Source organism: Peribacillus sp. NPDC101481 (assembly GCF_044767165.1).
In the GTDB taxonomy this organism is placed as follows: Bacteria; Bacillota; Bacilli; order Bacillales; family DSM-1321; genus Peribacillus.
Window position 1 is genome coordinate 1 of record NZ_JBIWNJ010000003.1, and the last position, 12,614, is coordinate 12,614.

Sequence of the window (12,614 nt, forward strand, 5' to 3'; positions counted from 1 at the left end):
GCAAGCTCCCATCGATTCGCTCGACTTGCATGTATTAGGCACGCCGCCAGCGTTCGTCCTGAGCCAGGATCAAACTCTCCGAAGAAATGTTTGACTTGCTCATTTGCTTTTTTGATAGTGTGTGCTCACTTAAAATTTAACGTTGGCGCTTTGTTTTGTTCAGTTTTCAAAGAGCAATTTATCGTCGTTCGTTTGGAAACGACTTTAATAATATATCAACTATATTATTTTTTGTCAACAACTTTTTTTCTTTCGCTGTCGACTTAGTTATTATATCTAGTATCAGAAATAAAAGCAATAGTTATTTTAAAATAAATAATATACATGAATTCATAGATTTCAAATCCTATGACTGTACACCTAATCAAGAAGAAAAAGCATACATTTTTAAGAGTAAACTTTTTCTTTGAACTTTATAGTATTTCTTCTATATATAATTCACGATTAATCCCTAAATTGATAATTTGTCCACTATCCATCACCTTTATGACCGGTCTTGTTTGCGAGACGGCATCAATGAAAATGATTTCAGCAATGAATCCATTGTTCAGTTTGACCATGCTTCCCATGGAAAAATTAGCGAAGCTTGATAACAAGGTTTTAACTACCCCAATATCGAATTTACCAAAGTCATCATGTAAGATCATCTCCAATACCTTAAACGGTGATTGTTTCTTTCTATATGTCCTTTCGGAAGTCATGGCGTGAAATACATCTGCAACGGCAATGATTTTTGAGAATAGATTCATGGGCTTTGTTTTCAATCTTTTGGGATAACCCGTTCCATCTAACCTTCCATGATGCTCTAGAACGGCTAACTTCACACTATCCTTTATGCTTGAACTATCTTTAATCATCTTATAGCTGAAAATAGGATGAGCATGTATCTCCTCATAATCATCCGCTGTCAGGCTTTCCGTTTTATTTAATAACCTTGGTGACAGCTTTGCCATCCCGCAATCTGCCAGACATCCGCCAATTGCCGCTTGGTAGACATCAGCCCTATTGCATTTCATTTTATATGCAATATATCCTCCTATCAATCCAATGGAAATGGCATGATGATATACATATTCTTCTTTAGTGCAATAGTGGTGCAGCATCAAAATGTTTCCTGGTTCCTCTAAAGCCTTATCCATAAGGGGAATCATGATTAAACAAATCATGGCCACCTCGACTTTACTGCCCGCCTGCCAATTTTTAAATAATCGTTTATATGTTTCTACTGACTTAAGATACAAATCCGTAAAATCCAATGACTCTTCGATTTCATCCAATTCTGGATCCATTACTTCTTTCGGCAGAAATTTCTTTCCATCAATCAAAGTTTTTTCAACGCTTACCTCTGTTATTAAAAAGGCTTGCAAAGCCTCAATCAATCGCTTGGTCAATATTGTTTTTTCATACATAATGGGGAGACCTCTAATCTCTTTCGAGAGGATGCAGCCTTCAATTAAATAGCGAGTTTTCACTAGCAAAACGTTTCACCTCGGTAGTATTAATGAGTATCATTTTACTTGAAAAACATGGTAAAAACTATCTTTATTATGATTAAATACCTAAAAAAATTCAATTTATTAGCAAACTTATGCAAAAATAACGAGTCTTTTTACCCACATTATCATTTTGAAATACGCTAATGCGCAAAAAAAAAAGACCCAGCTTAATTGCTGGGTCTACAGTTTTTTTACGGTCTATACAATTTGAGCATTGATTTCCTCTACAGGTACTCGCTTTCCCGCAGGAGTCCCGCTCCAATCAACTTTGTTTTAACTTTTGATAGAACCCTTTGCCTTAAAATTCAAAGGGAATTTCAAAAGGGGTTCAGAATTAAAATTCCGAACCCCTTTTTTTATGAAAAGATTATTCTTCCGTATCTTTTTCAGTTTCATCATTTTCTTCAATTACGGTAGGTTCAGGATCAGAATCCGGATCTAGAGTCGTGACCGTTTCTATATCCAGGTCTTTTTCTTCTTCTTCTTCCCTTCCTACGATGGCAACCGTCGAAACATATTCATTATCTGCGGATTCGAGTCGGATGAGCTTAACACCCTGTGTATTACGGCCCGTTTTAGAAATGCCTTCGACTTCCATTCGGATCAATACACCAGCTGCTGTAATCAGCATTAAATCTTCCTCTACTCCCGTAACTGTTTTCACAGCTATAAGTTCACCATTTTTCTCAGTGACATTACATGTTTTTATTCCTTTTCCTCCACGGCTTTGAATACGGTATTCTTCCGCAGAGGTCCGTTTTCCATAGCCGTTTTTCGTAACGATCAGGACTTCTTCATCATCTTCAAGAATTTCCATTCCGACAACTTCATCATTCGTCCCTAAGGAAATCCCTTTCACTCCCGCCGCAGTACGTCCCATTGTCCGTACATCCGTCTCAGGGAAACGGATCATCATCCCGGCTTTCGTTCCAATTATGATCTGTTTCTCTCCATTCGTAAGACGGACAGAAATCAATTCATCATCTTCACGTAAGCCTAGGGCAATTAAACCATTATTACGGATATTTGCAAAAGACGATAAAGGTGTACGCTTCGATATCCCATGTCTGGTCGTGAAGAATAAATACCAATCGTCCGCAAATTCCTTCACAGGTATGATTGCATTGACCCACTCGCCTTTATCGACTTCCAACAGGTTGATAAGCGGCAATCCTTTTGCTGTCCTTCCATATTCAGGTATTTCATAACCTTTGGAACGATAGACCTTACCTTTGTTGGTGAAGAATAATAGAGTGTCATGAGTCGAAGTGGTTAACAAGTGACCGACAAAGTCATCTGTATTCGTGCCCATACCCTGTATTCCGCGCCCCCCGCGTTTTTGACTGCGGTATGTGGTTGCAGGCAAGCGTTTAATATAACCGTTATGCGTAAGTGTCACGATTATATTTTCCTCTGGGATTAAATCTTCATCTTCCAGGCTTTCAAACCCGGCTAATGTGATTTCAGTTCTCCGTTTATCATCAAAACGTTCTTTAATTTCAAGAAGTTCTTCACGAATAATTTCAAGAACCTTTTCCTCATCAGCAAGAATCGCTTTATATTCTGCAATTATAGCCATTAATGCCTGGTATTCATCTTCAATTTTTTCACGTTCCAGACCTGTCAAGCGCTGTAAACGCATATCCAGGATAGCTTGCGCCTGTTTTTCGGAAAGTGAGAATTGTGTCATTAAGCCTTCACGGGCAATATCTGTCGTTTGGGAACTGCGGATCAACGAGATGACTGCATCCAAATTATCAAGTGCAATACGCAAACCTTCTAAAATATGGGCACGGGCCTCCGCTTTCCGCAGTTCAAATTCAGTCCTGCGCCGTATGACTACCTGCTGATGCTCCAAGTAGTAGCGTAGGCATTGTTTTAAATTCAGCACCTTTGGCTGACCGTCCACCAAAGCAAGCAGATTGATTCCGAAGGTGGTCTGCATCGCAGTATGCTTATACAGGTTGTTTAAAAGGACATTCGCATTAACATCCTTTCGAAGCTCCATGACAATACGCATGCCATTGCGATCCGATTCATCCCGTAAGTCGGTGATGCCTTCGATTTTCTTATCTCGGGCAAGTTCTGCAATTTTTTCAATCAATCTTGCTTTATTCACTTGATAAGGGATTTCCTTAACAAGGATTACCTGCTTACCATTCGGTTTCTCTTCAATCTCGACTTTCGCCCGTTGAATGATTGACCCTTTACCGGTTTCATAGGCCTTTCTGATTCCGCTTCTCCCTAAAATCAAACCGGCTGTCGGAAAGTCCGGACCAGGAATATATTCCATCAACTCTGGAATTGTAATCTCAGGATTCTTGCTTAAAGCCAATACGCCGTCAATTACCTCACCTAATTGATGGGGCGGAATATTGGTTGCCATTCCTACCGCTATTCCTGATGAACCATTCACCAACAAGTTCGGGAAACGGGCAGGCATGACGGCTGGTTCTCTTTCTGAACCATCGTAGTTATCCTGGAAATTGACCGTATCTTTATTTAAGTCCCGGAGTAACTCCATCGAGATTTTCGACATTCTCGCTTCGGTGTACCTCATTGCGGCAGCTTGGTCACCATCGACCGAACCGAAATTCCCATGTCCATCTACAAGCATATAGCGATAGTTAAAAGGCTGCGCCATCCGTACCATCGTTTCATATACTGCCGAATCACCATGCGGGTGATATTTACCGATGACTTCCCCGACAATACGGGCTGATTTCTTAAATGGTTTATCCGAAGTCATTCCAAGATCGTTCATTGCATAAAGAATTCTTCGGTGTACCGGTTTCAAACCGTCCCTTACATCAGGCAAAGCCCGCGACACGATAACGCTCATCGCATAATCCAAAAACGATGTCCGCATCTCGGTACTTATATTTATTTCTTTAACACCTGATCTTTCATTTTCTGACATGGAGCCAACCTCCTATTAAAAGCTTATATCTCATTTAAGTTTAACTGTTCGTGCACTATGTAAAGAACAGGATGTAAAAAGCATCCTGTCAAAAATCAGATATCGAGATTTTTTACATAAATTGCATTTTCTTCAATGAAGTTACGTCGCGGTTCCACCTTGTCGCCCATCAGCATCTCGAAAGTTTCATCTGCCTCGGCGGCATCTTTCAAACTGACTTGAAGCAGCGTTCTCGTTTCTGGGTTCATGGTCGTTTCCCACAATTGCTCCGGATTCATTTCCCCCAGCCCTTTATAACGCTGCAGGTTAGGCTTTGGAGTACTTGGCAAACTTGCCATGATTTCTTCAAGCTCGCGGTCATTATAAGCATAATCCACTTTTTTCCCTTGCTGAATCTTGAAAAGTGGCGGCTGAGCAATATATATATATCCATACTCGATGATTTTTCGCATATACCGGTAGAAGAATGTCAACATCAGTGTTCTGATATGGGCACCATCCACATCCGCATCGGTCATGATAACAATTTTATGGTATCTGGCTTTTTCAGTATTGAATTCATCACCAATGCCTGTTCCAAGTGCTGTGATGATCGTACCTATTTCTTCATTATGCAGGATTCTGTCCAATCGCGCTTTTTCAACATTCAGGATTTTACCCCTTAGCGGCAAGATAGCTTGGAAATGGCGGTCCCGCCCTTGTTTTGCCGATCCTCCCGCAGAGTTTCCTTCAACGATGTATAATTCGCTGATACTCGGGTCCTTAGAAGAACAATCTGCCAATTTACCTGGTAGATTGGATACTTCCAAAGCACTTTTCCTCCGGGTCAATTCACGTGCTTTCTTCGCAGCCATTCGGGCTCTCGCTGCCATTTGCCCTTTATCTACTATTTTTCGGGCCACGGCAGGATTTTCGTATAAGAAGGCATCAAGTCGTTCCGAAAGAATGGAATCAGTAACCGTTCTTACCTCAGAGTTTCCGAGTTTGGTTTTCGTCTGACCTTCAAATTGCGGATCAGGATGCTTAATCGAAATGATTGCCGTTAAACCTTCCCGGACATCTTCACCTGAGAAATTGGCATCCGCTTCTTTTAAAAGACCATTTTTCCGTGCATAATCATTGATGACACGGGTCAAAGCAGTCTTGAATCCCGATTCATGTGTACCGCCTTCATAGGTATGAATATTATTGGCAAAAGAAAAGACATTGCTGATATAGCTGTCATTATATTGCAAAGCCAATTCAACGGAAATTCCATCTTTCTCGCCTTCCATGAAAATCGGTTCCTCATGCAATACCTCTTTAGAACGGTTCAAATGCTCAACATAAGATTTGATACCGCCCTCATAGTGGAACTCCCTGATTTTTTCTTCTTCTTCACGTTTATCTTCAATGATCAGCTTCAACCCTTTATTCAGGAATGCAAGCTCACGGATTCGTGTGGCTAATGTATCAAAGTCATATTCCAAGGTATCCGTGAAGATTTCACCATCAGGAATGAAGTGTACAGTCGTTCCGGTATGATCGGTTTCCCCGATGATTTTCAAATCTTCCTTTGGGATACCGCGGTTAAATTGCTGATAATGGATTTTACCTTCACGATGAACGTAAACTTCCAATACCGTGGATAAGGCATTAACTACTGATGCCCCCACACCATGCAGACCGCCGGAGACCTTATAACCTCCGCCGCCAAATTTACCGCCCGCATGAAGGACCGTCATGATTACTTCTACAGCTGGGCGTCCCATTTTTTCATGGATCCCCACTGGAATTCCCCGACCATTATCGACTACGGTTATGCTATTGTCTTCTTCGATCGTCACTTTGATTTCCGTACAGAAACCAGCCAGTGCCTCATCAATACTATTATCGACAATTTCCCAAACAAGATGGTGAAGTCCTTTTGCAGAGGTAGTGCCGATATACATCCCCGGACGTTTACGAACTGCTTCTAAGCCTTCTAAAACCTGTATCTGATTCTCATCGTATGCCTGAGCTTGTACTTCTTTTTGTTCCATTGTCATACGTATCACCTACACTTTTCTTTTGGCATTTATCAATTTTCAGGAGTAATTATACGTTTAGCTACAATTCAAAGAATATCTATATCATCGATTAAGAGCGATGGCTGCAGTGAACGCTTTTTCAAAGTGGACGACGCAAGCGGTGAATAATATACCTGTTTGTCCGTCACTACAATCGATTTAACCGAGTTTTTTGCTAAATGGTAAGTTACATCAGACTTTTTCTCCAAAAATTCACTCATGATTGGAGAGGCCTGAAGCAGCTTCTTATCTAAAATGGCTATGACATCGTCCGTTTTCACAAGAATGTCTTCACCAATATGGAGATACATACATTCACCTCATCATTTAACCTTTTTTATACTTCCTTGACTAACATAAAAGGTGGACGCTTCTCTTAGGGTTTGATGATCGATTCCATCAACGGAGGGTGTCGTCACGAATGTTTGCACTTTCCCTTGTATTGTATTCAGTAAATGGGATTGGCGGAAATCGTCAAGTTCCGATAACACATCATCCAATAATAAAATGGGATACTCGCCGATTTCTTCATGGATCAGCTCAATTTCGGCAAGTTTCAAAGACAGGGCCGTCGTTCGCTGTTGTCCTTGTGAACCGTATGTCTGGACATCCCGGTCATTCACAAAAAAAACCAGGTCGTCACGATGAGGACCTACCAGTGTTACACCCCGTTCAATTTCCCTTGTTTTTATTTTATCAAATTTTTCTGTGTATACTTCTATCATTTTCGTCAAATCCATAGATTCTGATACATCAAGCGACGGTTTATATTGGATTTTCAATACTTCTAGATTTCTGGAGATCCCCGAATGAATCGGCTCTGCCCATTGCTGGAGCTTTAAAAGAAACTCGTATCTTCTTTCGACAATTTTCGCTGCATACTGAATAAATTGATCGGTCAGCACGTCAAGCATCGTCGTATCCGTTTGTTTTCGGGTCTGCAGAAGCTTTAAGTAATGATTTCTTTGTTGAAGTATTTTATGATATTGGCTCATATCATGAAGGTATACGGGAGAAACCTGGCCAATTTCCATATCTATAAAACGGCGTCTGACTAGAGGACTTCCCTTTACAAGGTTTAGATCCTCAGGCGCAAACATGACCACATTCATATTTCCGACATATTGACTTAACTTTCTTTGTTCAATATGGTTGCACTTCGCCTTTTTCCCTTTTTTTGAAATGGTCAGCTCAAGTGGTATTGAGGTATTTCTCTTTCTAACTCTTCCCTCTATTTTAGCATACTCTTCATCCCAGCGAATAAGTTCTTTATCATTTGAGGTGCGATGAGATTTTGCCATTGCTAAAACAAAAATAGATTCCATGACATTTGTTTTTCCTTGAGCATTTTCGCCGAGGATTACATTGACTTTATTCTCAAAAGTCAGATTCAATTCGGTATAGTTGCGGTAATTTTTCAAACTTATATTTTCAATATACATATTCCGCTCTTCCCTTATGTTTTAGCTTGTAATTGTGTAGGTGCCAAATCCAGGAATCTCTATTTTATCACCTGATCTTAATTTTCTGCCTCTTCTCACGTCTAATTCGCCATTAATGTAAACCTCGTATTCACTTAAGAACCATTTCGCCATTCCGCCGCTTTGGATTAAATCGGCCAATTTCAGGAATTGTCCAAGCGTAATATATTCAGTATTGATTTTTATGGAGTCCATTTCATGCCTCACTCATTTCTAAGTAGTCTTTAATATTTCATTTTACTAAATTAATCCCATTAAGACAAAGTATAGCTTTTTCAGTTCTTATTTTTAGCGATTCACCGTTCCGTACAGTATTAAAAAAACGCCAAGAACCCTTTGGAAACCTATGTTTAAATATAAAAAAATTAAAGACCTGCTATACAAGCCTTTAATTTTTTTGAAATATTATTTTAGCTTAATAAGTTCTTACTGGGAGAATTAATTGCAGCATGGAATCATCATGTAGCGGACGAATGACAAACGGACGCATTGCCCCTGTGAAATTAATTTTTATATCGGAACCTTCCAATGCCTTTAGAGCATCCATTACAAATTTGGCACTGAATGAGATTTTCAGGTCTTCACCTTCAATGGCTTCTGCCTGAACCTCTTCAATTACTTTACCAATTTCAGGAGTATTGGAAGAGACTTCGATGATACGCCCTTCCAGGGTTGTCAATTTGACGACATTATTTCTTCCTTCTCTCGCCAATAAAGAAGCCCTGTCGATCGCTTGCAGGAAATCCTTGGTGTGAACAGTCACATCGGTTTTGCTATCTGATGGAATCAAGCGTGATGTATCAGGGTAATTCCCTTCAAGAAGTCTTGAGAAGAATAATAAATTTTCAGCTTTGAAAAGTACTTGGTTTTCGGTAATGACGATTTCAATGAGTTCGTTTGTATCATCAAGGATCTTACTTAACTCATTCAAACTTTTACCTGGGATGACAACGCTATAGGTCCCGTTAATTTTATTTTCTATTTTGGCTGTCCTCATTGCAAGCCTATGACTATCTGTTGCAATACAGGTCAATTCGTCATCTTGAACCTTCAAGTTTACACCTGTTAAGATGGGGCGTGTTTCTGACGTGGACACTGCAAAGCCAGTTTGTCTGATAAGGGTCTTTAAAAGGTCCGTTGGAAGTTTGAAAATATTTTCTTCTTCAATGATCGGAAGATGTGGATATTCCTCAGGATCCAGTCCATTTAGATTAAACTCAGCTTTTCCAGAGCGAATAATCGTTTGGAAGTTGTTCTCCACTTCAATTTCTACAGTATCCATCGGCAGCTTTTTGACAATTTCACTGAAAAAACGGGCATTCAGGACAATACCGCCGCTGCTTTTAACTTCAACGATTTCATCTCCGTCAACCTCAGCCGGAATGAATGATTGGATGGAGATATCAGAATCACTTCCTGTTAGAGTGACACCCTCACTAGTAACGCTTATTTTTATCCCCGTTAGAATCGGAATCGTCGTCCTTGATGTGACTGCTTTCATTACTTCTTGGACACTATGAACTAATCGATCTCTTTGGATTATAAATCTCATGTTTCATCCTCCAATTTTTTATTGCCGAATAGGCATATTTATTAATAATTTTTATTAAAAAAGATAGTAGTAATAGTAGTAGGGCCTGTTGATATGTGGATAAGTCTACTCAACCTAAGGAAAAACAGTCTATCCACATGTGGACAGACTGTGCGTAAGTAGTCGTCAGTTATTCACATTATCCAGAATCCATTATACCCTCAGTTGGTCCTGGATTTCTTTAACCTGACGTTGAAGCTGGGTGTCCGTTTGCATGAGTTTGGAGATTTTTTCATGCGCATGGATAACGGTCGTATGATCGCGACCTCCAAATTCATCACCTATCTTGGGCAGGGATGAGTCCGTCAACTCCCTGGAAAGATACATGGCGATCTGTCTCGGAAAGGCCACGGATTTAGTCCGTTTTTTCGCCTTGAAATCCTCAAGTTTGACACTATAATGTTCACCGACCGTTTTCTGGATTTCCAAAATGGTGATTATTTTAGGTTTTGAGCTAGGGATGATATCTTTTAATGCTTCAGCTGCCAAATCGGCATTTATATCCTTATTAATCAATGAAGAATAAGCGACGACACGAATAAGTGCACCCTCAAGTTCACGAATATTGGAATCGATTTGATTGGCGATATAGAGCATGACTTCGTTCGGGATATCAAGACCCTCAGCTTTTGCCTTTTTACGCAATATGGCAATCCGCGTTTCTAGATCAGGTGGCGTGATATCCGTGATCAAGCCCCACTCAAACCTTGAACGGAGGCGATCCTCTAGTGTAGGTATCTCTTTTGGCGGGCGGTCACTCGAGATGACGATTTGTTTGCTTTCTTCATGCAACGCATTGAATGTATGGAAAAACTCTTCTTGAGTTTGTTCTTTTCCCGCAAGGAATTGAATATCATCAATTAATAAAACATCCACGCTTCGATATCTATCACGGAATTCCCCAGCTTTATTGTCCCGGATCGAGTTGATGAATTCATTCGTGAACTTTTCAGACGATAAATAAACGACCTTCGCATTCGGATTATGCTCTAGAACATAATGCCCGATTGCATGCATTAAATGAGTTTTTCCAAGGCCGACGCCCCCGTAAATGAATAAGGGATTATAGGCTTTGGCCGGAGCTTCTGCGACAGCGAGAGACGCGGCATGGGCAAAACGATTGCCGGAGCCGATGACAAATGTATCGAATGTATTTTTCGCATTAAGCATATGCTGTGGAAATGCAGCATGCTCTTTATCCTGCTTTTTTATCTTTTTAGGCTGAACAGGAACGGTAAAATCATCATCTTCTTGATTGGGGGGAATGATGAATTTTGCTTCCAATTCCTCACCGGTAAGTTCAAACAATACATCGGAAATAAGATGGGAATAGCGTTCTTCAAGCCAATCCCTGGCAAATTCATTGGGAGCGGTGACTGTTAAAGTATCACCTTGCAGTAAATAGGCCTTGGTTGATTTAAGCCAAGTCTCAAAGCTTGGTTTACTGATTTTTTTTTCGATTTTTCCGAGCGCCTGGTTCCAGAGGCTATCGATGTTATCCAAACTTATCCCTCCTTTGCAAAATATTTTTAATAATTGTATCTAAATGTATAGGCACAAATAAACTCATCGATTGCCGTCTTTATATTAATTTTGACAGCAAAGGTTCGGTGAGCTGTATTAAGGGATTTTTGTGTTGTGTATGAAGTGCCTAAAAACTATATCTTGCGCTGTACAACCTTTGTACAGACTACATCTGGTGAACCAGTGTAGATTTGAATGTTTATTCATCAACAGGTATTTTAAGAAATATATAATAAAGAAGAAAAAAGGGTTTTCGACAATATCCACCATCTGTGGACAGATTAATATACACAGGTCGGATAAACTATCCACAAGTTATTCACAGTCTGTGGATAAACCTTACCTGTTGATAAAGTTATTCAGAGTGAAAACACAAATATAATATCAGAAATTCAGGCGTCTTGCAATGGGTTAGAAAACTTTATCCACAACTTACCGAGCTTGTGGGAAAAACTTTTCCACAGGCCATTGTTATGTGCAAAAGTCCATGAAATGGGATGTGGATAGAAAAAAACATGTCGAAATTTATCCACAGACCGTGATTATCGGCTGAACTAATTTGTTTTGAACGAAGTTGTTCAAGCCGAAAGTACTGCATGGGACAGATCGAAAGATGATTCACGTCCATTCTTATTATTTGTCGAATGTTGTTTCGATCAAGGAAGGATTCATTGCGAATCTCATATTTGTGCTCATGGATAAAATGATGGAAATTTGCCTTTCCCCAAAAATTTCTATATCAGTTCGGAGCAAAATCATTTACAATAGGCTAGGTAGTAAAAAAAGGCCAACTGGACATTGAGCATTAAAAAAGAAATATTTTTATGGATGAGGTTGACAAGTAGAAACCTCCATCTATATAATTGTAAAGACTGTCTTTAACTGTTATTCCTCAGGGAGGTGTCATATAATGAAAAGAACTTATCAACCGAATAACCGCAAACATAGTAAAGTTCACGGTTTCCGTGCACGTATGAGCACGAAAAACGGACGTAGAGTAATCGCTGCACGTCGCCGTAAGGGCAGAAAAGTATTATCTGCATAGACCACTGAAAAGTCTCAGTGGTCTTTTTTCGCAAAATAAGGGATTTACTGAGACTCAATTCATGTAATGAAGGTGTAAAAATGAAAAAAAAGTTAAGGATTAAGAAAGAGGACGAATTTCAGCTTGTGTTTAAAAAAGGTGAATCTTCTGCTAATCGGCAATTCGTTGTCTATGTCCTTGAAAAGCCAGGTCAGGATTATTTTAGGATCGGCCTTTCAGTCAGTAAAAAAATCGGGAACGCCGTTGTTAGGAACCAAATCAAAAGATACATACGGCAAGCGTTTTTGGAATTGAAAGAAGATATAGAAGAGGGTAAGGATTATATTGTGATTGCTCGAAAACCAGCGGCGGAGATGGACTTTAGCCAGGTGAAAAGCAGCTTGATCCATGTCCTTAAACGTTCTAAATCACTAAACTTTAAAATGAAAAAACAATAAAGTCCCCTTAATATCGAATAAGCACTCCTCGGATCATGTGGTTACTTGAGAAAGATGACATAGAAAATCCCG

10 protein-coding genes and 1 rRNA gene are annotated in these 12,614 nt (G+C 39.8%); 2 read left to right on the plus strand and 9 right to left on the minus strand.

Annotated features, from left to right (window positions below; translation table 11 throughout):
* The 9 genes from ACIROD_RS18725 to dnaA all read right to left on the minus strand — a co-directional run.
* Positions 1–85, minus strand: a 16S ribosomal RNA gene (locus ACIROD_RS18725); the annotation flags it as partial.
* A gap of 328 nt (positions 86–413) precedes the next feature.
* Complete coding sequence (locus ACIROD_RS18730; RefSeq protein ID WP_402944015.1) at positions 414–1,472, minus strand: HD-GYP domain-containing protein; 1,059 nt, start codon at positions 1,470–1,472, stop codon at positions 414–416.
* A 391-nt stretch (positions 1,473–1,863) separates the two neighbouring features.
* Positions 1,864–4,416: a DNA gyrase subunit A gene (gyrA, locus tag ACIROD_RS18735; RefSeq protein WP_101223984.1), complete on the minus strand. Its 2,553-nt coding sequence runs from the start codon at positions 4,414–4,416 to the stop codon at positions 1,864–1,866.
* A 95-nt stretch (positions 4,417–4,511) separates the two neighbouring features.
* Complete coding sequence (gene gyrB / locus ACIROD_RS18740; protein WP_063577547.1) at positions 4,512–6,437, minus strand: DNA topoisomerase (ATP-hydrolyzing) subunit B; 1,926 nt, start codon at positions 6,435–6,437, stop codon at positions 4,512–4,514.
* 74 nt (positions 6,438–6,511) lie between these two features.
* Positions 6,512–6,775, minus strand: a complete 264-nt coding sequence (gene remB / locus ACIROD_RS18745) for an extracellular matrix regulator RemB (RefSeq protein ID WP_101223983.1) — start codon at positions 6,773–6,775, stop codon at positions 6,512–6,514.
* 12 nt (positions 6,776–6,787) lie between these two features.
* Positions 6,788–7,906: a DNA replication/repair protein RecF gene (gene recF / locus ACIROD_RS18750; protein ID WP_048687943.1), complete on the minus strand. Its 1,119-nt coding sequence runs from the start codon at positions 7,904–7,906 to the stop codon at positions 6,788–6,790.
* A 21-nt stretch (positions 7,907–7,927) separates the two neighbouring features.
* Positions 7,928–8,140 (minus strand): S4 domain-containing protein YaaA, encoded by a 213-nt coding sequence (gene yaaA, locus ACIROD_RS18755; RefSeq protein WP_034316192.1) that lies wholly within the window; start codon positions 8,138–8,140, stop codon positions 7,928–7,930.
* Between the two features lie 220 nt (positions 8,141–8,360).
* A complete protein-coding gene (gene dnaN / locus ACIROD_RS18760) occupies positions 8,361–9,497 on the minus strand; it encodes a DNA polymerase III subunit beta (RefSeq protein ID WP_101223982.1) in 1,137 nt (378 codons plus the stop codon).
* Between the two features lie 192 nt (positions 9,498–9,689).
* Positions 9,690–11,039 carry a chromosomal replication initiator protein DnaA gene (gene dnaA, locus ACIROD_RS18765; RefSeq protein WP_057914144.1) on the minus strand — a complete coding sequence of 450 codons (1,350 nt, stop codon included), beginning with the start codon at positions 11,037–11,039 and terminating at the stop codon, positions 9,690–9,692.
* A 931-nt stretch (positions 11,040–11,970) separates the two neighbouring features.
* Between dnaA and rpmH the strand changes: the two genes are divergently transcribed.
* On the plus strand, positions 11,971–12,105 hold the full coding sequence (rpmH, locus tag ACIROD_RS18770; RefSeq protein ID WP_034316183.1) for a 50S ribosomal protein L34: 135 nt from the start codon (positions 11,971–11,973) through the stop codon (positions 12,103–12,105).
* An 80-nt stretch (positions 12,106–12,185) separates the two neighbouring features.
* Positions 12,186–12,542 carry a ribonuclease P protein component gene (rnpA, locus tag ACIROD_RS18775; protein ID WP_101223981.1) on the plus strand — a complete coding sequence of 119 codons (357 nt, stop codon included), beginning with the start codon at positions 12,186–12,188 and terminating at the stop codon, positions 12,540–12,542.
* Positions 12,543–12,614: the final 72 nt, after the last annotated feature.